At 65.7% G+C, this 22,217-nt stretch carries 19 protein-coding genes; 8 read left to right on the top strand and 11 right to left on the bottom strand.

The genetic code is table 11. From position 1 onward, the window contains the following. Positions 1–9 precede the first annotated feature (9 nt). From B0A89_RS10995 to B0A89_RS10965, 7 genes are all read left to right on the top strand, one after another. Positions 10–1,329 carry a phage tail tip fiber protein gene (locus B0A89_RS10995; protein ID WP_085378195.1) on the top strand — a complete coding sequence of 440 codons (1,320 nt, stop codon included), beginning with the start codon at positions 10–12 and terminating at the stop codon, positions 1,327–1,329. Continuing rightward, positions 1,326–1,895, top strand: coding sequence for a hypothetical protein (locus B0A89_RS10990; RefSeq protein WP_157115324.1), 570 nt, complete (start codon positions 1,326–1,328; stop codon positions 1,893–1,895). Before B0A89_RS10995 ends, B0A89_RS10990 begins: the two co-directional genes overlap by 4 nt. Further along, positions 1,892–2,191, top strand: coding sequence for a hypothetical protein (locus B0A89_RS10985; protein WP_157115323.1), 300 nt, complete (start codon positions 1,892–1,894; stop codon positions 2,189–2,191). Before B0A89_RS10990 ends, B0A89_RS10985 begins: the two co-directional genes overlap by 4 nt. A gap of 2 nt (positions 2,192–2,193) precedes the next feature. Next, entirely contained in the window at positions 2,194–2,787 is a 594-nt protein-coding gene (locus tag B0A89_RS15340; protein WP_276207420.1) for a collagen-like domain-containing protein, read from the top strand. A gap of 44 nt (positions 2,788–2,831) precedes the next feature. Beyond that, the gene (locus tag B0A89_RS10975) at positions 2,832–3,596 is read left to right on the top strand and encodes a hypothetical protein (protein WP_157115322.1); all 765 of its coding nucleotides are present in this window, start codon (positions 2,832–2,834) and stop codon (positions 3,594–3,596) included. Next, positions 3,593–3,985 carry a hypothetical protein gene (locus B0A89_RS10970; protein ID WP_085378190.1) on the top strand — a complete coding sequence of 131 codons (393 nt, stop codon included), beginning with the start codon at positions 3,593–3,595 and terminating at the stop codon, positions 3,983–3,985. Before B0A89_RS10975 ends, B0A89_RS10970 begins: the two co-directional genes overlap by 4 nt. A 645-nt stretch (positions 3,986–4,630) precedes the next feature. Then, positions 4,631–5,845, top strand: a complete 1,215-nt coding sequence (locus B0A89_RS10965; RefSeq protein ID WP_240558524.1) for a hypothetical protein — start codon at positions 4,631–4,633, stop codon at positions 5,843–5,845. Positions 5,846–5,897: 52 nt separating this feature from the next. On the opposite strand, the gene B0A89_RS10960 is transcribed toward B0A89_RS10965, so the two are convergent. The 6 genes from B0A89_RS10960 to B0A89_RS10935 all read right to left on the bottom strand — a co-directional run bounded on the left by B0A89_RS10960 (position 5,898) and on the right by B0A89_RS10935 (position 14,999). Continuing rightward, positions 5,898–6,644, bottom strand: a complete 747-nt coding sequence (locus tag B0A89_RS10960; protein WP_085378188.1) for a DUF6339 family protein — start codon at positions 6,642–6,644, stop codon at positions 5,898–5,900. Next, positions 6,637–7,542 carry a hypothetical protein gene (locus B0A89_RS10955; RefSeq protein ID WP_085378187.1) on the bottom strand — a complete coding sequence of 302 codons (906 nt, stop codon included), beginning with the start codon at positions 7,540–7,542 and terminating at the stop codon, positions 6,637–6,639. The genes B0A89_RS10960 and B0A89_RS10955 overlap by 8 nt, the downstream gene beginning before the upstream one ends. Continuing rightward, positions 7,539–9,332, bottom strand: coding sequence for a hypothetical protein (locus B0A89_RS14700; protein WP_169712161.1), 1,794 nt, complete (start codon positions 9,330–9,332; stop codon positions 7,539–7,541). Before B0A89_RS14700 ends, B0A89_RS10955 begins: the two co-directional genes overlap by 4 nt. Before the next feature lie 50 nt (positions 9,333–9,382). Continuing rightward, entirely contained in the window at positions 9,383–10,402 is a 1,020-nt protein-coding gene (locus tag B0A89_RS10945) for a PD-(D/E)XK motif protein (RefSeq protein WP_085378185.1), read from the bottom strand. Beyond that, the gene (locus tag B0A89_RS10940) at positions 10,399–13,233 is read right to left on the bottom strand and encodes a Z1 domain-containing protein (RefSeq protein WP_169712160.1); all 2,835 of its coding nucleotides are present in this window, start codon (positions 13,231–13,233) and stop codon (positions 10,399–10,401) included. Before B0A89_RS10940 ends, B0A89_RS10945 begins: the two co-directional genes overlap by 4 nt. Before the next feature lie 188 nt (positions 13,234–13,421). Further along, positions 13,422–14,999 carry a DNA cytosine methyltransferase gene (locus B0A89_RS10935; RefSeq protein ID WP_085378183.1) on the bottom strand — a complete coding sequence of 526 codons (1,578 nt, stop codon included), beginning with the start codon at positions 14,997–14,999 and terminating at the stop codon, positions 13,422–13,424. Between the two features lie 67 nt (positions 15,000–15,066). On the opposite strand from B0A89_RS10935, the gene B0A89_RS10930 reads away from it, so the two are divergent. Beyond that, positions 15,067–15,531 carry a very short patch repair endonuclease gene (locus B0A89_RS10930; RefSeq protein WP_085378182.1) on the top strand — a complete coding sequence of 155 codons (465 nt, stop codon included), beginning with the start codon at positions 15,067–15,069 and terminating at the stop codon, positions 15,529–15,531. A gap of 236 nt (positions 15,532–15,767) precedes the next feature. Here B0A89_RS10930 and B0A89_RS10920 read toward each other — a convergent pair whose 3' ends face one another. The 5 genes from B0A89_RS10920 to B0A89_RS10900 all read right to left on the bottom strand — a co-directional run bounded on the left by B0A89_RS10920 (position 15,768) and on the right by B0A89_RS10900 (position 22,212). After that, a complete protein-coding gene (locus B0A89_RS10920) occupies positions 15,768–16,025 on the bottom strand; it encodes a hypothetical protein (protein ID WP_085378180.1) in 258 nt (85 codons plus the stop codon). After that, positions 16,022–16,696, bottom strand: a complete 675-nt coding sequence (locus B0A89_RS10915; protein ID WP_085378179.1) for a YcbK family protein — start codon at positions 16,694–16,696, stop codon at positions 16,022–16,024. Before B0A89_RS10915 ends, B0A89_RS10920 begins: the two co-directional genes overlap by 4 nt. A 159-nt stretch (positions 16,697–16,855) precedes the next feature. After that, positions 16,856–17,143, bottom strand: a complete 288-nt coding sequence (locus B0A89_RS10910) for a DUF6127 family protein (protein ID WP_085378178.1) — start codon at positions 17,141–17,143, stop codon at positions 16,856–16,858. A 19-nt stretch (positions 17,144–17,162) separates the two neighbouring features. After that, complete coding sequence (locus tag B0A89_RS10905) at positions 17,163–18,239, bottom strand: DUF2793 domain-containing protein (protein ID WP_085378177.1); 1,077 nt, start codon at positions 18,237–18,239, stop codon at positions 17,163–17,165. Between the two features lie 7 nt (positions 18,240–18,246). Beyond that, positions 18,247–22,212, bottom strand: coding sequence for a baseplate multidomain protein megatron (locus B0A89_RS10900; RefSeq protein ID WP_085378176.1), 3,966 nt, complete (start codon positions 22,210–22,212; stop codon positions 18,247–18,249). Positions 22,213–22,217: the final 5 nt, after the last annotated feature.

Below are 22,217 nucleotides of genomic sequence, written 5' to 3'. Positions count from 1 at the left end.
CACAAGCCGATGCAGACAGGCTCGGCCGAGAGCCGCAGCGAGCCCACGCCCTATGCGCCGGGCAGCTTTACCTACATCGACGGCAACTCGATCATCACCGACACGATCAAGGCCCGTGCCGTTGATACCCCGAACCTCCTGGCGACGATCGCGACGATCAGGGAGGCTTTCATCACCGACGCCCATGTCGTCGAACTCAGCGCAGCCACGCTCAAGGCGGGCACGGCGCTGACCGGATCATTGACCGTCAACGGCCAGCCCCTTGCCACCATCAAGAACCAGGCTGAAGACCCCGCAGCGCGGATCAATGCGGCCAATACCCAGATCGACCCCGGCAAGATCAGGATTTCCGGCACCACAACCCTGTCCGACTGGCGCAAGGGCGGCGACGAAACGCGGATTGACGGCGGCAACATCAGCGCCAACACGGTCAAGGCCAATGCCCTCGAGATCGGCTCACGCAACATCACACTGACCGGCATCCAGTTCGAGCATAACAGCCCGTCCACGAACAAGGTGTCCTGGACGGCTGGCTATATTCGCTACATCGACGACACCGGCGCCACCGTCAGCCGGTCAATCCCGGCCGGCAACGCCACCTGGTCATCCGGTGTGATGTATATCTACTGGGCCAAGGGTTCGAACGCCTTCACGACAACAAGCACCCTTTCGATCGCGATGGCGACGGATAACGTCTGCATCGCCACCTATGAGGGCGGCACCAAGCTGGACGCTGACTATGGCCGCACCATCGTCGACGGCGCCTCGATCAAGACCGGGACTGTGACCGCAACCCAGTTGGTCAAGACCGCTGCTGTCTTGACCGACAGCGCCCAGATCGGCGACGGGATCATCACGAACGCCAAGATTGGCAACATCATCCAGTCGAGCAATTTCGTCACGGGCGAGGATGGCGTCGGCTGGCAGATCAACAAGGCCGGCTCGGCCGAGTTCAACTCGGTCAAGATCAGGCGGCAACTGGCGGTTCAGACCGGCACGTTCAATGTCAGCGCGACGACAGCGACGCTTCTCGACGGCAAGCAGCTTACCTCCGGTCCCATCCGCTATGTCTATACGGAGACCAGCGTCGGCATCTCCGCCTGGGCGGGTGCGAAGCGGACCTATCTCGCCGTCGCAGGAATGGTCGGCGCGACAGCCACTGCACAGTCCGCAACGGGGGCTGAGCTCTGGGGCTGGGTCGCCCATGTCGCGCCCCTGACCCGGTGGAGCGATCCCCAGAACCTGCGCATCATCTTCGAACTGTGGGCGCAGGGCATCACGTCGCTGTCCGCCCATCAGATCAAGTGGACGCTTTACGAGGTGTCATGATGATACCAGATGCCCCTGTGATCGGCGCGCATTTCCTGGGTGATGCCGACATCCAGTATTACCAGGACGTCGGGCCGGGCCAGACGCGCGTTGATCTGGCCTCTCCCCTGGATCCCGATTATCCGGCCCTGCTTGCGATGGTCCACGCGCAGCAGTTTGCAGCGCGCCGCGAATATCCCGCCCGCCCATCAGATCATCACACGTGGGATGCCGACGCAGGTGCCTGGACCGATCCTCGCAGCCCGGCCGAGATTGCCGCGCAAGCCGCAGCGGCCCTGGCTGCCGCCCGCCGGACAGCATCGCTCGACAAGTCCGAATTGCTGATCCGGCTGGTCGTCGCAGGCATCCTGACGCCTACCGAGGCCGAGGACGCCGCCGCGGGCGCCATCCCCGCCAGAATGGATGAGCTGATGTCATCGCTGCCGGCCGATGCCCAGATGGCGGCACGGATCAAATGGCGCACGGACAGCCAGATCAGCCGCACCCACCCCGTGATCGTCGCAGCAGCCTATGGATTGGGCGTCACCGACGAGGCGCTGGACGAGATTTTCGGAGTAAGGCCGTGAGAGCGATCGACTACACGATTGGCGAGACCAAGACTTGGCGGGTGGCCCCGCGGGTGGCCGGGGGCGCGCTGGCCGATCTGGCCGGCGCCTCGGCCGAGTTGCGGATTACCGCAGCGGCCGGGGTCTGCCTGCGGATCGCCGCCGCCCCTGACGCCCAGGGGTTCGCGTTCGAACTGTCCCCTGCCAGCGTGGACCTGCCGTCCGGTCGCTACCATGCCGCCCTCTGGATACGCTGGCCGGGCGGAGAGCTGCGCGCCTATGGCGACTGGGTGCTGATCGTGCGTAAGGGCTGCTGACGTTGGCGGATATCGAGGTGATCGAGGTCGGGTTTCAGGGGCCGCCGGGGACGGTGTCGCCCGAGGATCGCGCCCGGATCGATGGGGCGATTGCCGCGGCCAGGGCGCTCGATGAGACCGCCGCGCAGCTGCTGGCGGCGCGCGACCAGGCCCTGGCCGGCGTGCGGCAGATTACCGGCCTGTCGACCGTCGCCGGCGATGTGACGCGCTATGACCCGGCGACCGGGGTCCTGACGGTGGCGCGGGGAGAGGCCGGCCCGGCCGGTGCGCGTGGCCCGACCGGCCTCAAGGGCGACAGGGGCGATACAGGCGCGGCCGGCCCGGCCGGCGCGACGGGTCCGATCGGGCCGCAGGGACCGCAAGGGTCGCAAGGCGTGGCAGGTCCTCAGGGCCTTATGGGCCCGACCGGCCCAAAGGGGGACAAAGGCGACACCGGTGCCACGGGCGCCAAAGGCGACAAGGGCGACACCGGCGCCGCTGGCCCCACAGGTGCCGCCGGCAAGGACGGCACCAGCTGGACTGTGACCGTGGTGACCACGCAGTCCGCCTATGACGCCGCCGCGCCTGCCGTGAACCAGCTGGTGGTGCTGGTCTGATGCCAAAGCTGGACCTGACCAGGGCCAAACGGATCAAGGGGCCGATGGGCGAGATCAGGGCGTTGAAAGGCCCCGGCTATGCCTGGACGCGGCCGCTGACGATCCCGGACCTTTATGGCGTTGCCCGCGGTCAGGTCCCGATCCACCTCGCGGCGTCGCGGGCCACCGTCGGGGCCGATGGCAACGTTACCGCGGTCCCGAATGCCGGAGGCGCCGGCGCCATGTTCGACGCCGCCCCGGCAGATGCCGCCGTTCCGATCGTCAACGGCGGGCTGTCTCTGGATGTCGGCAGCCTGATGCTGGCCAATCCGGCCGATCTTATCGGCGTCCGCCTGTTCGTCGTCGCGACGCGCACCTCCGGCCAACAGGTCTATTTCCTGGGCGGGCCGGCCAGCATCAATGGGGGAACGGCCCGGACGATGCGGTTCTTCCATAGCAATTTCGCGGATGGGTCTGTCGCCTCGACGATCAACCTTGCAGGCTCGACGACCGGAAAGCTGCCTCGTGCTGTCGGGCAGATGGTTTTGAACGAGGTGCAGTTGCTGCCGTCAGGTCTGCGCGCCTGGCAGAACGGGGTCGAGGCGGACGCGGCCGGCACCGCCATCGGCCTCGACAAGGTGTTGATCAACGTGATCGGGCGTGGTGAACCGGCAAATCTATCCCCGCGTTGGACCGGGCCAGTCTTTGAGATCGTGTCCCTGATCACCGACGGCAGCGCCGCCCTCGATTCGCAGATCAGTGTGATCCGTCAGGCTTTGGCCGGCAAATACGGGCTCAGCTTGTCGGCCCCCGCAGGGGCACGCGCATGATCGCCCTGATCCGCGCCATGTTCGCCACCCCCGAGGCGCAGGCCGATCCCTATGTCTGGGCGGCGGCCCTGATGGGACACTGGGCCATCGGCGCCGGGCTGACCGCCTTGATCATGGCGATCTGGATCATCCGCGAGGCTTGGAACGCCGTTGCCGTGCTGAGCATGGCCTATCTGGTCGGCTGGGAAGGCGGGCAGCTGATCACGGCCGCAGGCCCGCAGCGCAGGCTGTCGTGGGCGCTGGTCTGGGACGGCATCCTGGACTGGAGCGCCGTCACCCTCGGCGCGATCACCGCCGCCGCGCTCTGGCACCGCCGCCGCCGCCTCATCGCCGCCGCCGTCGCCGCAACCGCCGTCATCCTGACCGCCGGCGTCGGTCGCCGGAAGTGAGCCGACCACCCGTCCCGTTCGGCTTGCGCTTTTGTCTCGTTCGGCCCGCCGCGCCACAAGCCGCCGCTGCACCCGCCGCGCCGATGGCAGCGGCAGGGCGGTCGGCCGGTGAGCAAGCGGGCTGATCCCAACCGCTGCCCCTGCCCGCCTGGCCATCCCTGCTGGCGGGCAACAGGTTGCCAAGGCAGGCTTAGGGCTCGCCCACAAGCGGGCATGCGCGACAGTGGCGCGCAGATGGCCTGCGCAAAGTGATCTTGGCCGGCCTCAGCCAGCCTGCCGTCGGCGATCTCTGCCGGGCCGATCGGCAGGTCTGACCGTCCTTGTTATCTTGATCCCATTGACAATGGCGCAGGTCCGGCCGCCGGCAACTGGTAATGCGCGCCGCGCTACAGCAGAAAACCGGCAGCTTGCCGATCCAGATGACCGGGCCCCTGCTGCAACAACCCGTGACACCAGGAAGAACTGGCGGAGGGGATGGGTCTGATATCCAACCTTCTCCAAGTTTCACCCGGGTCGCGATGACAGCTAAAACGGCGCTGCGGGATATTGCTTCCGCGCGAAGCTGTATTGCGGAGAGTTCAAGAATTGTTGACTTCACAGATACTTAGCCGTCGGGACCTCTACGACCTGGTCTGGAGCAAGCCGATGACAGCGCTTGCACAGGAATTCGGGATATCGGATCGGGGGCTCGCGAAGGCCTGCAGTCGTCATCGCATTCCCGTACCGCCCCGGGGGTACTGGGCCAAGGTGGCAGCCGGAGAACAACCGAAAGTGCCGCCCTTCCTTGAACTGAGGGATCGAAGCCTCGATCAGGTGAGCATCCGCGGGGCCAGCTCAGCTCTTCCTGACAGCGTCGCCGAACTCGCCCGGAAGCGAAAGGCTGAGCGCGAAGTCCGGGCTGCTACCATCAAGGCGACGCCAGAATCCCCAATGCCTCTGGTAGAAAACCCACACGCCTCGGTGGCGAAAACGGTGAGATTCCTTCGGACCAGGAAGCCGGACAAGGAGGGCGTCCTCAGCGCCACGGCGCCAGGCCAGTGTGGCGTGATCGTCGGCGCTCCGTCCGCCGAACGTGCTTGCTTTTTCCTCGACGCGTTGGCGCGGACGCTCGACGAAGTCGGGCTGAGCCTGACAGCGGACGGAGAGAAGATGTCCGTTCAGAAGGGCGCGGACAAGATCAGCTTCACCCTGCTCGAACGAACGAGAAGGCTGAAATACGTACCGACCCCAGAAGAAATCGCTCGGGAGGAGAAGAGGAAAGAGAAACGGGCACGGTCCCTTCGGCGCAACGATTGGGACAGCATTTCGTTCGGCAGCAGTCCACCCTGGCCGGAATATGTGACCGCGTGGACCGGCGAACTCGTGTTCTCGATCGATGCGTGGGCGGACGGCCTGCGGAAGACATGGGGTGACGGCAAGACGCAACGCGTGGAACGGATGGTCCCCGAAATAGTCGCCGGCATAGAGCTCATTCTAGAGACCATTCGTGTGCGCCGCGAGGAGCGTGAGGAGCGCGAGAGGCAATGGAAAATCCTGCAGCAACGGCGACAGCTCGCACAGGCCCGCCTCAAACGCGAGGAGACGCGACTCTCTCACCTACGGCAGATAATTGAGCTGCGTCGGGAGGCCCGCGAAATCCGCGAATGGATCTCCGGCCTGCCGCAGGAAGCCAGCCTAGCCGTCGACTCGGATCTGGGCCGGATGCTGCAGTGGGTAGAGTCACGGTTAGCCGAGCTTGATCTTCAAACCGGACTGGATGCTGCGAAATCCTTTGCGGGCGAAGGCGATCTGTTCCCGGCAGTCGACGAGCTTGAAGATCCGCTTGGCGATCCCCCCGTCAGCTCTGGTTGGGGCTACTGACTACTTCGCTTCGGCCTCAGTTGACCCTGCAGCAATCTTGTTGCCGCGAAGGTCATAACGCAGCCTCGTCGAAAAATCCCTGCAGTCGGCTGACAAGCTCTGGCTCACCCAACGAGGCCAGGCACGTAATCTCGTTGTCGATCCTGATTCTTCGCACCGCTCGGCGAGTCACATCCTCCATTCGGCGCGCACCAATCCGGTTCGCGGTCGCGAGCCAAGCTTCTGCAATTGCGCGAGCGAGCATGGGGTCGCCCCCGATGGATGGCCTTTCCACAATCTGAACCACCGCATCCTCCGACAGCGCCTCGACGAGTTGCCACCGTTGCGGCGCTCCTGCACCCCGATCCAGCGAACGTGCTCGGAGCCAGAGCCGCTGGAAGGTGTTGCGCAGACCACCATGGAAGCGATCAGCGTGGCCGTCCTCGAAGCGCCAGAGCACCACCTCCGGGGCGATACAACATGCAACGAATGCCCAGACATCATCCCGCAACGCCTCACCGCCGCTGATGATGGGAGCCTCCACCAGCCACTGCGCAAATTCTGCATCGAACGAGGCCCTGCCGGCGGCTCGACCCTCGTTCGGAAATCCGAAGCGTTTGGCAAGGGCAACGCTTTGCTCTTGGAGTACTTTCAGATCGGCCGCGTCGGCTCGCGATCCGCCACTGGAAGCATATGAGACCGAAGTGCCGGCCGCCTCCATTCGCTCGCTGATGGAGCCTGTTCGCAGCAAATCCGGCAGGCTAATCAGTCGCCGAACGCCGTGATTGTCGAGGCGGGGCATGAGGCGGAACTCACTCATTGCCGAGCTCTCCTGCAAAGAGGCTTCCGATCGCGAGTTCAAAACGTGACGGGTCATGCTGTGCCAGCGTCCGCACAGCCTCCGCCGACTGACCGGGGAACGCCTGTTCCACCCATGCCTCGATCACAGCTGACACCGAGGAAGGACTGGCCTCCGTTTGGTCCAGCGGAAAATGATCGAGATCGATGGCCGACCTGACCATCTGGGTGGTTACCGAGCACATTAGCATCCTCAGTGTGACCTCGTCCGCTTGCTGCACGGCTTCAACAAAGGCCGGCCTGTCCAGGTTGATCAGCAGTCGGACCGACGTTGCGAAGTCATGGTGTAGGGTCTGCGGTGACCAGTCGAGGTACCAGAGTGCATCACCATGGCCGGTCGGGAACACAGTCGCAAAGCTCACGGCTTCCATCGGGAAGCGCGCACCGAGCGGTTCTACCGCGGCGCGAAATTCGTCTCGCCAAAGTCTTGCACCTGTCGTGACTGGCGAGACCCGGCGACGAACCGTACCCGACGAAAGAAGGATGATTTCGGTCGTGAGCACGAAGAGCTCTGAGACCTCGCGACCATCGATTGCTAGCGCCAGTACAATGGCCTCGCGACCGGCTTGGATCACTTCCCGGGTAACAATTCTTCTCGCGCGCTGGAGGCGGCGGCCACCGGTGCCGAAAGTGACGACGCAGAGGAGCTTGATCTCGTCGGCCCTAAGCCCGGTGTCAGCGGCTACCCCTTCCACATCGACCTTGAAATGACGAACTGCCTCGAGGTTGGTCGAGTAGTCAAAGTGATCGAGGTGGCCGTCCGCGAAGACGCAGGGTTCGCCGTCACGCGTGACGAGCCAGGGCCCGGCGCTGATCCGGTCGGGGCCGGGACGAAGGAAGGGATAGGCAATGGCCGTCATGACGGTGCCTGCTCAGCTGCCGCCACTCGCACTCCGGCCGCTGCAACATCAGGCACGATGATACGCGCACGATAGCTGCCGCTCTCGTCCGGCGTTGCGACCAGCTCAGGCGACGTGGTCAGCTGATTGCCGTCCTGATCTTCCCAGCATACGAACGTGACGACGACGTCACCCTCGTCCGGACCTGCCAAGACACCATCGATCACAGGAGCAGGTATGGCGGTAAGGCGGATTGCCCGCTCCGTATTGTTGTCCACGTCGATCTCGAAGAGCGCTTCGGCCCCGGTAGCGCCTTCCTGCAACGCTACGAAACGTGGCTCGCTGACCCGCCAGCTACGGCCTCCGCCGCGACCACCGCCGCCTCGGCCATTTCCACGGCCGCGCGACCCGCCGCCACCGCCGCCCGTACCTCCGACTGCGGGCATGCAGCTGCCGAGAAGGTCGGCCGCCTTGGCAAGCGGTGGCTGCTCGGATGCTCCGGACGTGGAGGACGAAGCCGGATATGCGTATGATGCCGCGAGGTACTTCAGCCTTGCCAGCGCAACCCGCACGAAGGTCTTTGCCCAGCTCTTCGGCATCTTGTCCGGGATCCAGTCGTCGTGGGCAGGTGGCTCAGCGTCGGCGAAAGCTTGCTCAACTACGGGATCGTCGTCACAGATGAAGACCCCGGCCCATTCGACGGTGTCACTTGGCAGGTGGGTGCCCTCGATGTACTTCACGACCAGTTCAACCGGACGCATGAGGGCTATGTGCGCACTGGTGGCCGGGATGATGCTGCCAGCGGGGTCGCCGAGAAACTGCCGAGGCCTCCTGAAGCCGCGTCTGATGGAGCAGAGGCCGAGGTGCTGGATGGGCCGCTCGGAAGCGATCCTGGTCAGGTTTGGCCCTCCAGCCTTCACGGTGCGATAGGCCTCAACGAACAGGTCGAGTGGCGGGAAATCTTCGGGTGCCGGAAGCGGCAACAGCTCTCCGTTGAGTTCGACCTCGATGGCCATGGCCCTTTGGCCATCGGCGCCGAGGAGCATCTTTGGCCAGAGGTACCAGAGAAGCGCCTCCTGGATTTCGGCCGCAACCGCCTCGAGCGGGCGGTCCTCGAGATCGGGGTCGAGCACGACCAGCGTTGTTCCCGTGGCGTCGGCTCCCCGATCAGGAAGCCCGAGCGCCTTCCGCAGCCGAACGGCGCTGCGACCAGTAACCGGATCGACCACGTCCGCGTCGTCGGCATCGGCCACGCCCCACCAGTGGCGACCGGTCAGCCGGCCATGGCGCTTGCTGTCGTGGGCATCGCCCAAGTGGCATCCAATGAAGCGGTGAACGATCCGCGCGGAAGGAGTCAGCGAGACCGAGTCAACGAGGACCGTGGCACATCGACTGAGCTGATAGAGCGAACTCTTCCCGTAGCCATAAGTGCCGCCACCGCCCGCCATGTCACGACGGGCACCCATGTTGCGCACGAAATTCACGAAGTCGTTGTGCTCCCCTGGCTTCGGCAGCACGTTCGCCCGAGATGGACCGCCGAGGCCACGGGTCCTCCAGTCGGAAATCTCCATGACGACCGGATGCTTCGAGGAAAGGTAGGCAAGCAGTGGGTCTGCGGACTCCTTGGACGGAGGGAGCTTGGCGAGAATCTCATCGCGGAGAATGGCAGCCTCCTCTGGCCGCAGCTCTCGCAAGCCAATCCTGTAGCCGACGCCGGACTCGACGAGCCGTGCATCCCAGCTGTTCTGGACCGTCTCCCTCACCACCGTCTCCAGCAGGGACAGCGCAGGTGTGCCCAGAAGCTTCTTCATTCCGTCGGCAGCCATGCCACCTGCAGCCGCGAAGCGTTCCGCATGGAGACTCAGAGGCTTAGACATGACACTATCTCCTGAAGCGCATTGTCGGCCTCGGCGGGCCTGAATCGAAACTCCGACGCAAAATCGAGATTCACCCGGTAGCGGAAGTGGCTGACCCCGACCGGCAGTTCTCCCTCCGCAAACGAGGCGGGGGTGAGCCGCGGAAAGCCGTCGGTCACCGAATAGAGCTCCTGCGAGAACAGGGAGAACCTGAACGAGGACCACTCATCGGCCTGGGCTTGATCGTATCCGAGCAGGGCGAGCCGATCGGCCACGGCGGCAGGATCGCTTGCGATCGTGCACGCATGCGTCGCCTCACCCACAACCGAAAGAGGCCCAGCCCCGTCATACTCGAGCACGCAGTGCGCGAGCAGCAGATGTCCACCGGGGGGCGCTGCCAGCTGGTCAATTGCAGATACCTCCACGATTCGGGACTGGGCACGAAGCGAAGTCTTGACCTCGATTGCCCGGTCACCGCCACGGAAGTCGTGACGGCCGCCAGCCGGCCCGGTCCAGAGTTGCCAGGCGTCGGGATCAACAAGAAGTAGCCGATTCAGGATGATGAGCTCGCCAATCAGCCCGAGTGCGGTTTCGATCGAAGGACGCTCGCGGTTAGCGCCCGAGAGGAGATTGCGAAAGTCGGTGATTGCATCCTCGAGCGCGTTCGCCGGCGCGGCGCCCCCTCTCAGGCGCCGAACGACTTCATCGACCAGCTTCTCGAAGACGGCCTCGAGACGCTCGCCGCGGCAGGCGACATCGATGAACCGGACCGGCTGTCCCTGCAGCAGAAGCACGCTGTCCCTGAGTTCAAGACCGTGCGTATCGTGGACCATCGGGAACCGCTCACCGGCTGCGAGCGGGACAAGAAGCCGCGCTTCGCGCTCAGCTCCTATCGCGAGGCGGGCCGGGCCAGCGCCAGCCGAGGCGTCAAGCACCAGGGAGGGCACGCCCAGATCACTCGCCTGCGCACCTGACTCCTGCCGCAGGCGTTCCCAGCCGATGCCCGCACGGGTTCCGTCCGTCATTTCGCAGCCTGTCCGGCATCGCCGTCGATGTCTGCCTGAACGTCCTCCTCGTCGCCGTCGTCCTGGTTGATCGGGACGCGGACATAGCTTGTCTTCGCGCCCCGCTCTGGCAGAACGAGGCCAATTCCCAGCATGTCGCGCACCGCGCCGAGGGGTTCGCGCAGCTTCTCAGACCTCGGTACCGACGCCTCATCGATTGCGTAAAGGAGCAGCAGTGGAACCCGGTCACCGACCAGCGCCTGACGGAATTCCTTAACGCTGTCCCAAGACCTGTCATCGGGCGAGCCGGTGACGTCCATAAGCACGTCGTCCCGCGACATCAGAGCCTTGATGTCGGCGAGACCGTCGCGTGTCAGTCCCTTGAGGCGTGCCCGGTTGACGAGGCCGACATTGCCGAAGGCACCAAGCGGCTCAACGGAGCGGCGGGTTCCGCCTGTTTCGACGATCGCGATGTTCCAGGTTTCGTACGGCTGATCGGCCCGACTCGCCTCGAGCCGGATGTATTCCAACAGCTTTCCCGAGATCAGATCGCGCTGGTCACTTCTGTAAGTCTCCAGAAACTTCATGGCGAGATCGAAGGATACGCCTTCGATCAGACGGCCGCGCCGCGCAGGCTTGATACCTTGGCTCGCTGCCGCATCGACCAGCTCGGCCGCAGCCTCCCAGTTGTGCCGAAGAAAGTCCTCGTCACGGTGCGGGAAGCGTATGGTCTGGATGTGCTCTCCCGAGAAGCTCACGTCGCATGCCTTGGCCGCATACATCTTCTTGGCAGCGGTGATGGCCAATCCAGGAATGCGTCGCACCCGGATCGAGAAATCCGCCGGTGTCACCTCGCGTTTGCGGTACTGCTGAATGTCGGCCCGGATCTCGGCCTCGACCGTCGCCAGATCACGGAACGATGTCCGCAGGTCGTCGGTCATCCAGATCCGCGGGAGGTCCTCGTAACCGGGCCGATATCCGAACCATCGGCCCATCTGAAGGAGGGTGTCGTACTGGTTCGATGAGCGCACGAAGTAGCTGACGACCAGCCCCTCAATTGTGAGACCACGCGCGAGCACCGAGCCGCCGACCACAATGTACTTCTTCGGCCCCGACGCGTAGTCGAGCCGCGTCTCGCTGTCGCTGTTCTCGACCACGATCGCGATGTCATCGAGGACCTTCTCGAGCTCAGGCCTCAGCGCGCTGAACGATGTCGGCGCAAGGCCGAAGCGGCCCGCATCGACCTTGGCCACCTCTTCGAGCCAGAGCCTCTCAAGTCGATCGAACGTCTTCTCGTCGCCCTTCGAGATCTTCTTGGCGAGCCCGTTCTGCCAGGCCGCGATCTTGTCGGCCAGCGCGTGATGCGGGTGCGTGTAGACCGTCGTGTGCACCAGCATCGAACTGTGCTGGCGCGACTGCCCACGTACATAGCGGGCGGCGGTTGCAAGCACGAAGTAGGAAAGCGCCTTGTCGAGCGATTTCGGGATGCCGGGCTCAAAGGTGAAACGGTCCTTCGCTGACGGTGGACGGACGAGGGCTACCTCGGCGTCATCGACCCCACGGATCATGTCGAGTCCGGACTCCTCCGGTTTCTCGTCATCGGCATCGATCGGGTCGCGCCCGAACAGGCTCTCCGGACCGAAATAACCTTCGGGCTTTGGCAGGCTCGTGATGAAGTCCTCGGGATATAGGTCGTCCAGGCCGCCGGTCGGCTTCTCCGGGTTGATCAGCACGTTTGCAAAGGGCGTCGCCGTGTATCCGACGTATTGGACCTTCGGCAGTGCCGCGAGAATCTTGCGGATGAGCGCGTTGATCGCCGTCATGTTGTACTGACTGCCGGTCGCATTGACGCCGGCCTGATCGCATTCGTCATCTACAATAAGCACAGGCATGCGCGCGCGGTGCGTTGGCGGCGTCTTCTCGATCGTGCCGAGAAGCGCTTCAAGTGGCGCCACATTCTTCTTCACGGCAGCGATCTGCACCGGGTCCATAATCGAAAACCACTTACTCGCCGGCTTCCGGAAGTCGGAGTCGCTTGTGGTGTGGCTGTGCCACCCGTACTTGTTGCGCTCGACCAGATCGGACTCGATGCGATCCTGAGTCTGCGTTCGCAGCGAATTTGTCATGCCTGTCAGGATGATCACGAAGCGGTACCCTGCATCGACCGCCTTGGCGATGACCGCTTCCATGTTGGCAGTCTTCCCGCTCTGCACATAGCCGACCACCAGTCCTCGACCCCGGAACTCGCTCTGGGCGGGATTTTCGAGAAGCGAGACTACCTCGGTCGATGTTGCGTCGATGCTCGCAACGGTCTCCTTCGACCAGCCCTTGCGAGACAGCAGGAAGGCCTCGAGCTTCGGCCAGTGCAGATCGCCCGCGCGCGGACCGTCATACCAGTGCGGCCGTCGCGGCTTGCGGAGCGAATAGTTGCCAAGATACTCGATCTTCCGCTCGAACGCGGCTTCAAGCTCGCTGACAGCCGCCTTCCAGTTCGCCTCGTGCTGCGGGTCGAGCGGGCCAAGAAGTCGCTCGAAGGACGCGCGGGCCTCGTTTGCCGCGGTTTCGAGATCCAGCCCGGCAGCCTGCTCCTTCCGGATGTTGCTTACCCATGCCTCGACCTGACCGGCCACGGGCGGGGGCAACGGCGCCGCGTCGGCTTCGCCAATCAGCGTCGCAACGGAAACGCCGTAGTTGTGGGCGAGCGCCTTCAGCAGGTCGATGCCCGGGTTCTTCGCCACGCCGCGTTCGAGCTCGGACAGGTAGGCCTTGGACGAACCGACCTTTTCGGCGACCTGCTGGAGCGATTGGCCCGATTGGACGCGCAGGTCCTTCAGAAGGGATGAGAGCGACATGGGTTCTCCGCGATGATCTGGAAGGGAATGCGGTCGCAGTCGAAGAGACATCTCCACAGACCCGCCGTGGACTGGGCCCAACGACGCTTCTGCTCGGGATTTGCCTCGCCCCTACGCTCTATCCAGATGAGTTACACACAGTGCCGTATGCTGGCACGAACCATATATCTCACCTGAGCGAACGATTGTCAATCGTTCGCTGAAACGAACATGTTCGTTCGCTGGGTTGCTGGCTTTTGAAGCGTGACGTGCACAACCGCTGCGATCTGACGTGCCAGGAGCGGCGGCACAGCGTTTCCGACCTGGACATACTGCTGCGTTCGGTTGCCTAGAAACAGGTAATCGTCAGGAAATGTCTGCAGCCGGGCGGCTTCGCGAACCGTCAGGCTCCGGCACTGGATCGGATCGGGGTGAATGAAGTAGTGGCCATCCTTCGAGATGTGGCTCGTGACCGTGGTCGATGCCTCGTCCGCCAGCTGAACCCGGAAGCGGTCATTGAACACACCGCTGTGCCAGTTTCGGTGATCGGGGCTGAGCGCTAGAGGGAAATCGGCGGCTTTCGGGCTGCAGCCACGGACGGCTCCGAACACTGCAGCAAACAAGTAGCGGCCCAGGTCCGACGCCATGTGCCCGCGCGTCTCGTGCTGAGCGATCGCGCGAAGTTCCGGTCGCTCGATCCACTGTAGCAACTCATCGTTTGAAGTGCCGTAGCCGTCTGGCAACCGTGACGCAGCCCGAACGATAGGCGGATTTTCCTTCACTCGCTCCGAAACGCTCAGGAATGCCTCACGGAGCGCCTGGTCGTCCTTCCCCTTGGAAATGCCGGCCAGCATGCTCGCGGCGCCGACGACTTCTTCCCGCCAGGCGGCCGCGTCGTCGAGCCCGCGGCTGATGCCGCTCCGCAAGGATGGCATCGTTTCGATTACATCGCGGACGGTCCGCACTCTACCCGACACAGCGATCTGCGCATCCCTGGTCCGTCCTGCGAGGTCCGAACGGATGCCGACGATGATCACCCTGTGGCGACGCTGGGGGACTCCGAACGCCTCGGAGCGCACGATGAAGTCCGAGGGCTGTGACGCTTCCTGCAGGCTGGCCTTGCCATCCTCGACCCGGACGGCACGAAGTTCGTAGTGATGGGCGTGACCCGTGCCGAGCGAGGACAGATCCTCCATCAGCATCTCGAAGACAAGCCGGCTCTCGACTGTCGACGAAAGCATGCCCTTGACGTTTTCCATAACGAAGGCGGCCGGGCGAAGCTTGTCGAGGACCCGGATGTACTCGCGAAAGAGGTAGTGCCGCGCATCCTCCTCCGGGACGTAGCCGACCTTGCCTCTGGAACGGACACGCCCCACCAGGGAATAGGCCTGACAGGGCGGGCCGCCGATCAGGATCGTGTCGTCGTACTTTGCTTTCAGCGTCGCGATGGCGCCATCAATGGCGGTCGCCGCAGCCTTGGTGCCGAGCTCAAGCGCGCGGGCTTCGTCGATGGCATGCTGCCAGGCTTCGGCATCGACGGCTGACCAGTCCGGTTCGGATGCCAGCCCGGCATGGAAATCGATGAGCTCCTTCGGCAAGACGCCATGACGTGCACGGTACTCGCGCAGAAAAGCACGCAGCGTCAGGGTCCGATGGGCCGACGCCTCCTTCTCGACCGAAATGCCGATCCGGAACGGCGCATGGCCGTCCTCGACGAGGGAAGCGAACCCCTCGCCAAGTCCGCCCGGGCCGGCGAACAGATCGACAATGCCGAAAGTGGAAGGCAAATCAGGCTCCTGACGAATTTCATTCAGCCGGTGTATACCAGGTTCAGGGACGAAGACCAGGACGGATATGACCGATATCGTGGACCAGCAGACCCGTTCCCGGATGATGTCGGGAATCAGGGGAAAGAACACCAAGCCCGAGCTGGCTCTCAGGCGCGCATTACACGCGCGCGGTTTCCGCTTCCGGCTCCATTCCGGCAAGGTTCACGGTCGACCGGACCTTGTCCTTGCGAAGCACCGCGCCGTGGTCTTCGTGCACGGCTGCTTCTGGCACCGACACGAGGGGTGCCGCTACACGACCGTACCGGCAACCCGGCGGGAGTTCTGGCGGGCGAAGTTCGATGCGAACACCGCTCGAGACAGTGCCCTTCGCACAAGACTCCTCGAAGACGGGTGGCGCGTGGCGACGGTATGGGAGTGCGCCCTGCGGAAGCTGGAACAGGTGGAAGCCTCGACGGAAAGCCTGTCGATCTGGCTGCGAACAGAAGAACTTCAGATCGAGATTGGCGACGACAACGCACGTCGATCCTGAGCGGAAGAGCCGTTTCCCTTTCGGGGCCATGAAACCAGCACTGTGGTGATCGAGCGGCCTTGCTGACCGCGCTGCGCTATCCGCAGGCCCGCGCCTGGTTGCGCATGACAGCGTAGTCGCTCAACATGTCCGCGAGCGCCGATCCCTGTGGCACCAAGGCCAGCTCCTCGGCCGCCCGCGCCTGGAACTCCCTGCCATACTCGACCACGGGCGGGCATGTCGCCAGCCTCCCGTTCTCAGAACGAACCGTCGCGCAGCCGCTCAGCAAGCTCGTGGTGATCGCGAGGGCGGCGAGCCGCTGCTTCCAGCATCTGGCGTTGGACATCATTGACCTTCTCCGTTGTCTCAAGGCGTTCGGCGAGGCGTCCCGCTCGCTCGCCGGACCGCCGAAGCGCAAACAGGAACAGCAGCACGGCGAGCGCGATGGCGCCGTAGCGCAGCGCGGACCGCATCCACGGGCTGGCGGCGATCCCGGTGAGGAGCCCGCCGATCATCGCCGCCCCCGCTTCCAGTCGTCGAGGCGGGCATAGATCGTGACTGCGATGCCGCCGAGCGCGACGGCGATGAACACCCAGCGAAGCGTGTCGAGATACGGCACGAGCGGCAGAATGGCGGATTGCGTCTCGGCCAGGACGCTCTGCGCAACCTCGACCCCGGCTGCGCCCAGCGTCGCCACACCAGCTGCCCCGCCACCCTTCATGGTGCGGCTCTGCGCCAAAACCTCGCGCGCGGGCGGCGTCTCGGCTGCGAATGCCGTCGCCCGGACCGGGAAGCGCTCGCCCCACTGCCGCGCGGGCCCAAGGTCGACATGGATGAAGCCCGAGCGCGGATAGAAGCCGAAGCCGAGGAACCCGACCTCCCGCGCCGCCGCCTCGAAGGCCACCGGGTCGTGGTTCGCCATGGCGATGTCGAACGCGGCGCCGTCGAGGTGCTTCGAGCGGGTGGCGCCGCCCACGGCGCGGTTGTGCTCGGGGCTGCGGTAGGCCGAGCGGACGATCAGCGGCTTGCCGAGCCGGTCGCGCAGCGCCTGCAGCTTGTCGATCGCGGGTTCGTTGATCAGCAGCTTGCCGGTGCCCCGGCAGGCGATTTCGGCCGGGCTGAAATTCGGCCAACGCCAGGTGCTCTCGGACACGTCGCGCCAATGGCGGTGGAAAGTCGTGGTCATGGGGGCCTCCAGAACGAGTTTCCGGCCCCTCGCAGGGCTCGGTGCGTTCGCCGCTTGGGAAGGTCCACTGGACCTTCCCGTCTGCCTGTCAGGCAGACCACGGCTCACCCCGCCACGAGGGCGGGTCATTGCGGGCTGATGAATGGGGATGGGGCGCGGCTACGGGCTGCCGCCGAAGATCTTCAGCTTGATGGCGATGCCCGCGAGCAGCGCCAGCATGACGCCGGTGGTGATCATGCGGACGGCGGTCTGCATGGCGGTGCGGCGCACCAGCCGGATGCAATCCACCAGGGATCGCAGGTCGCGGATGTCGAGCGCGGCCTCGTCGCCGTCGAGCCCGACATCGGCCAGCGCACGCTTTGCGCCTTCCTCGGCCGCCCGCGTCAGGATCGCCTCGAACTCGGCGTCGGGCATGCGCACGAAGCCCTCGGATCGGGGTGGTGTCATTGGATCCTCCTTCCGCCGCTCAGCCGACCTTGCAGCCCCAGAAGGACGTGTGATCGGCGGCGAAGTAGCCATCCGCGACCCGGAAATATCCCTGCAGCTCGACGGTATCGCCCGCGGTCAGCGGCACCATGGTCTGCAGCCAGATCGCGGTGGCGAGCGAGACGTGGGTGGCGGAGATTTCGCCGAGGGAGCCGCGGATTTCGGTGGTGCCGTTCAGGACGAGCCGCCCGCGCATGCGGGCCGTGGCGCTGGCGTTGATCTTGTAGAGCAGCGTCGCGCCGAAGAGGTAGGTGCCGTCAACCGGCGCCACGAAGTGGTTGTTCGCGGCGTCGAAGGCGCCCTGGTCGTTGTGGTCGGTGTTGTTGAGGCCGATCTTCGTCCAGGCCCCGACGCCGACATAGTTGTCGTAGTTGGTGTACGCCTTGAAGCGCGGCAGCCGGGGCTGATCGACGATGCCGTTCGCGTTGTCGACGCTCAGCCCGTCGAAGAAGGTACTGCCGTCAGCCGAGACGGCGAGCCGGAACCTGTCCGAGCCGAACAGGCCGACCAGCGCCTTGGTCACAAAGCCGGTCTGCAGCGTCAGCCCGAGATCGTCGCCCGCGGCCTCCTTGTTCATGGTGTAGAACAGATCGCCGGTGCCGCCTTCGGCGACGGTCTTTGCCGTCCAGAGCGCGGCGTTGAGCTTGGCTGAGAACGCGTTCGAGGCGTCCCCCGTCGTGCCGAGGCCCAGCAGTGCGAGGTTCTGCAGCGCTGCGGGCGTGGTGCCGACCCAGACAGACCCATCGTAGACCAGCAGCAGGCCCTCGTCCTCGACCCATGCCCGCCAGCCGGTCCGCGGCGGCAGGCGCAGCCAGGCGCCATCGGTCCAGAGCGCGACATTCAGGTCCCAGCCCGCCCAGTCGCCCGTCGCGCCCGAGGCGACGATGTAGCGATTGCCATCCGCGGGGCTGCCGGGCGGCGCGGTCAAGTCCCGGTCGAGAACCGAGAGCTGGACGAGCCCGTCGAGGATCCGCAGCGCCTCATTGTGTGTGACATGCTTCTGGGCCTGCGCCGCGAGGATGTAGGGCAGCAGGAGATGGGTGGTGGCGTCGGACATGGGGTCCTCAGAATGTGAGCGTGACGGTTTTCGGTGAGCCCTGCCCGACGAGGGCGGAGAGCTGGTAGATGCGGACGGTGAGGCTGTCGCCGAGCCCGAGCGGCCCGCCCCAGTCGGCGGTTTGCTGGGCGGTGGTGTAGAGCGCGCTGGTCGTGGTCGTGCTCAGCAGCCGCTTCACGGCAGCGCCGTCGAGGAGCTCGACCTCGTAGGCTTCCAGTTCCTCTGCCAGCGGCACCTCAAGCCCGCCCCAGCTGTCGGCCGCGAGCGCACGGGACCGGCGCGTCCAGCGGATGGTGAGATCGCCGGGCGAGCGCGGCTTGCGCCACGGTTGCTCGACATGGGCGACGGAGAACGGCCGCAGCCCGACGCCTTCGGGCGTGAAGGCCTGCGCGACATAGGTCTCGTCGCTGACCGGACGGCTCGCGGGGCCGATGCGCCAGTTCCATGGGATACCGAGATCGGCCTCGGCGATCGGCAGGAACGCCAGCGCGGTGTCCAGCATGACGACCCGCGCGCCAGCAGGCGCCGGATTGCCCATGGTGCCCTCGGTGCCGCGCTGGCCGCGCAGCAAGCGGGTCAGCCGATACCGGCCGGGCGCCAGCAGCTCGGCCACGCCCGCCTGCACGATCTCCCAGGCGCCGGGCGCACTCTCGATCGCGAGCGCGTTGGCGCTGCCGAACAGCGTCAGGTCGGTGACGCTTTCCAGCGTGCCGGTCAGCAGATCGACCACAAGCGCATTGCCGAGGTCGAAGCGCGATGTGGGGCCTGCATAGAAATCCGAGACCAGCGAGCCGAGCCGGGCCCGCGTGCCGAAGCTGGTAAGCAGCTCGAAGCCATCCGTCGAAGGGCTGCGAAACACCGCCATCTCGCCCGGCCAGGGAACCGCGTGCGCCGCAATGAGGGGCCGATGCGCCGGCTGGTCCTCGGTCAGCTGCGGCAGGTCCATCAGCACCGCATCCGGCGCGCCGAACACCACGGCGCGCGTCAGCGACGCCGCGCGCGGATCGCCGGGCGGCAGATCGTAGGTCGCGCGATCCTGGCGGACCGCCTCGATGCCGCGCGCCTCGGCGTCGGCGATGGAGACGAGCCGCAGATCGACCAACCGCCCGTCATGGGCGAGCCGGATCGCGTCGGCCGGATCGAGCGCGAGGCGCGAGGGCGGCAATCGGAACGCCGCCGTCTCGCGGCCCACCCACGCCTCCATCAGCGCGCGGCGGCAGCGCCGCTCGGCCTCCTCGGGCGGCACGGCCATCGGGAAGGATTCCGAGGCGATCCGGGTCGTGTCCACGGTGATGCGCCGCGCCTCGACGAGGGCCGCGTCGTAATCCTCGTCGGCACGCGCGAACTGCCATTTCAGGGCCTGCGGCAGTTCCGTCTCCTGGCCGCGCGTGAGCTCGAGGATGTCACCCTCGCGGGCCGCGACCAGATCGTCGGGCGCTAGGGTGGCGACAGACGCCCGGCCGCGCATCACGAACCGGATCACCCCTTCGGTCTCGACGGCGTCGAAGCCGAAGTGCCGCGACAGCATGGTGATCGAGGCGCGCGGGCTCTCCAGCGCCGTGATGGCGTAGCCTTCGACCGCGCCCCAGAGACCGGAGACGTCGATCCGGGACTCGGACAGCCCGGCGCGGAGACAGAGGTGCCGCACCAGTGCGGCCAGCGACACCGCGCCGAGACGCCCGGTCAGCCAGTGCCCGAGCCGCCAGTTCGCGCCGTCCGTCCAGACGTCAGTCAGCGCGGGAAAGAATGGGTACGGCCGCGCGTCCCAGGTCCAGGCGGCGCATTCGGGCACATGCACCATCCGGCCGCCGTAGACCGAAGACACCGGGTTGTTCGCAGCCTCGCCCCACCAGAGATATGTCGCCTCGAGATAGGCGCGCTGGATGGCGTCATCGCGCCAGCCCCGCGAGAAGTACGGCGTGAAGCTCTCGGACGACTTCGGGTCGAAGAAGACGTTGGGCTGGTTCGTGCCCCAGTCGATGGCCGGGCAGCCCAGCTCGGTGAACCAGATCGGCTTGGACTCTGGCGTCCACGCTGTCGGCGTGCCGCTCTCCACCCCGCCCGGGCGGTCGTAGTGCGGGGTCGACCACCAGCTGCGCAGGTCCTTGTAGCGGAAGACCCACGGCTTGCCGGCGGCACCGTCGGTGATCGGAGTGCGGACCTGCGCGGAGCGATCCGCCGCGCTGGCATAGAACCAGTCGAAGCCTTCGCCACCCGCGATGTTCCCCTGCAGGTAGGCCCGGTCGTAGATTGCCGGCCAGCCCTCGGCCGCGTCGGCATGTTCGAAGCCGTCGCGCCAGTCCGACAGCGGCATGTAGTTGTCGATGCCGACGAAATCGATCTCCGTATCGGCCCAGAGCGGATCGAGGTGGAAGAACACGTCGCCGGTGCCGTCGCCCGGCTGGTGCCCGAAGTACTCCGACCAGTCGGCGGCATAACCGATCTTGGTGCCGGACCCGAGGATCGAGCGGACATCGGCGAGCAGATCCCGATACCCCTGCACGGCCGGATAGGTGGAAGCGCCCGCGCGGATCGTCGTCAGCCCCGGCATCTCAGTGCCGATCAGGAACGCGTCGACCCCGCCCGCCGCCGCGCAGAGATGGGCGTAGTGCAGGACCATACGGCGCAGGCCCCAGTCGCCGGGGGATCCGATCCAACTGACGCTCTCGCCCGAGACGCTGAAGCTGGCGGGTGTGGCCGCGCCGAACAGCGCCGCGACCTGACTTGCGGCCGTCGCCGTCTTGTCGACCGATCCGGCATATCCCGCTGCAGGCGAACAGGTGATCCGCCCCCGCCAGGGGAATGCAGGCTGGCCCACCTCGGCGGCATTGTCGGAATACGGGTTTGGCAGACTGTTGCCGGGCGGCACGTCCATCAGGATGAACGGGTAGAAGGTGACCCGCAGCCCGCGCGCCTTCATCTCCTGGATCGCCTGCACCACCGCAAAGTCGGACGGCGTGCCGCCATAGACTGGGCGGTCTTGCTCGTCGCGGCTGACGAGGAAAGCATTGGCGCGGCTCACGCCATTCACCGACCAGCTGGTGGGTGTCGTCGACTTGGCCGACACCTCGACGCCCGGCCGCACCTTGCACGACCCCGCGCGCAGATCGTTGCCGAACCATGCTACGACGAGGCTGACGCTCTCGACCGCCGGGGCCATGGCCTGCAGCCGGTCCAGCGCCTCCTCCATGTCGGTGGCGTCCGGCAGCGCGTTCAGGTTCTCGGGCACCGTCGCGCCGCCATCGGTCTTGCGGATGGCCTGCGTCGCATAGGTGAACTCGCCGGAGGCCGGGATCATGGTGACGGCGCAGGTCAGCCCCTCGGCGGTGTCGGGATCGGCGAGCGGCCGGAACACCTCGAAAGAGAGCTGCGGCAGGCGGTTGCCGTAGGTGGAGAGCGCCAGCTCCTCGAAGACGACATAGGCCGTGCCGCGATAGGCGGGCGTGTTCGCCGCGCCCATCTTCGCCGCGATGAACGGATCGGGGCTCTGCACCTCGTCGCCGGGATACCAGCGCCACGTGACGCCGGAGAGGTCCATCGGCTTGCCGTCGGCCCAGATGCGCCCGATGCCGGTGATTGGCCCCTCGCAAAGCGCCACGGCGAAGCTGGCGTAGTAGAGATACTCGGTCGTCTTGACTTTTCCTCCGCCGCCGCCCTTGCCGCCGCCTTGGGTGGTGGTCTTCGTCTCCTCGCGGAAATCCGTCGCCCAGATGATGTTGCCGCCCATCCGCATACGGCCGTAGAGCCGCGGCATGACCGCGCCCTCTGTGGCCGAGGTGATGCGCAGCGTGTCGAGCCGCGCGCCCTCGATGCGCTGCGTGGGCGCCAGCGACGAGATGATCCAGCTGTCGACGACCGAGCCGATGCTGGAGCCGATGAAGCCGCCGATGGTCGCGGCGCTGACGCCGAGGATCGCACCGCCGATGCTGCCGCCAATGGCGGCGCCAGCGGCGCCGAGGACGAGGGTGGCCATGTCGG

Source organism: Paracoccus contaminans (assembly GCF_002105555.1).
Taxonomy (GTDB): domain Bacteria; phylum Pseudomonadota; class Alphaproteobacteria; order Rhodobacterales; family Rhodobacteraceae; genus Paracoccus; species Paracoccus contaminans.
The sequence above is the reverse complement of the archived record's forward strand: the minus strand, read 5'-3'. Positions and strand labels throughout refer to the sequence as shown.

What these genes read in the sequence shown, in the direction of transcription:
- B0A89_RS10995 (WP_085378195.1), top strand. Translation starts at nt 10, where the DNA reads ATGCAGACAGGCTCGGCCGAGAGCCGCAGCGAGCCCACGCCCTATGCG.
- B0A89_RS10990 (WP_157115324.1), top strand. Translation starts at nt 1,326, where the DNA reads ATGATGATACCAGATGCCCCTGTGATCGGCGCGCATTTCCTGGGTGAT.
- B0A89_RS10975 (WP_157115322.1), top strand. Translation starts at nt 2,832, where the DNA reads ATGGGCGAGATCAGGGCGTTGAAAGGCCCCGGCTATGCCTGGACGCGG.
- B0A89_RS10970 (WP_085378190.1), top strand. Translation starts at nt 3,593, where the DNA reads ATGATCGCCCTGATCCGCGCCATGTTCGCCACCCCCGAGGCGCAGGCC.
- B0A89_RS10965 (WP_240558524.1), top strand. Translation starts at nt 4,631, where the DNA reads ATGACAGCGCTTGCACAGGAATTCGGGATATCGGATCGGGGGCTCGCG.
- B0A89_RS10960 (WP_085378188.1), bottom strand. Translation starts at nt 6,644, where the DNA reads ATGAGTGAGTTCCGCCTCATGCCCCGCCTCGACAATCACGGCGTTCGG.
- B0A89_RS10955 (WP_085378187.1), bottom strand. Translation starts at nt 7,542, where the DNA reads ATGACGGCCATTGCCTATCCCTTCCTTCGTCCCGGCCCCGACCGGATC.
- B0A89_RS14700 (WP_169712161.1), bottom strand. Translation starts at nt 9,332, where the DNA reads ATGAAGAAGCTTCTGGGCACACCTGCGCTGTCCCTGCTGGAGACGGTG.
- B0A89_RS10945 (WP_085378185.1), bottom strand. Translation starts at nt 10,402, where the DNA reads ATGACGGACGGAACCCGTGCGGGCATCGGCTGGGAACGCCTGCGGCAG.
- B0A89_RS10940 (WP_169712160.1), bottom strand. Translation starts at nt 13,233, where the DNA reads ATGTCGCTCTCATCCCTTCTGAAGGACCTGCGCGTCCAATCGGGCCAA.
- B0A89_RS10930 (WP_085378182.1), top strand. Translation starts at nt 15,067, where the DNA reads ATGACCGATATCGTGGACCAGCAGACCCGTTCCCGGATGATGTCGGGA.
- B0A89_RS10920 (WP_085378180.1), bottom strand. Translation starts at nt 16,025, where the DNA reads ATGATCGGCGGGCTCCTCACCGGGATCGCCGCCAGCCCGTGGATGCGG.
- B0A89_RS10915 (WP_085378179.1), bottom strand. Translation starts at nt 16,696, where the DNA reads ATGACCACGACTTTCCACCGCCATTGGCGCGACGTGTCCGAGAGCACC.
- B0A89_RS10910 (WP_085378178.1), bottom strand. Translation starts at nt 17,143, where the DNA reads ATGACACCACCCCGATCCGAGGGCTTCGTGCGCATGCCCGACGCCGAG.
- B0A89_RS10905 (WP_085378177.1), bottom strand. Translation starts at nt 18,239, where the DNA reads ATGTCCGACGCCACCACCCATCTCCTGCTGCCCTACATCCTCGCGGCG.
- B0A89_RS10900 (WP_085378176.1), bottom strand. Translation starts at nt 22,212, where the DNA reads ATGGCCACCCTCGTCCTCGGCGCCGCTGGCGCCGCCATTGGCGGCAGC.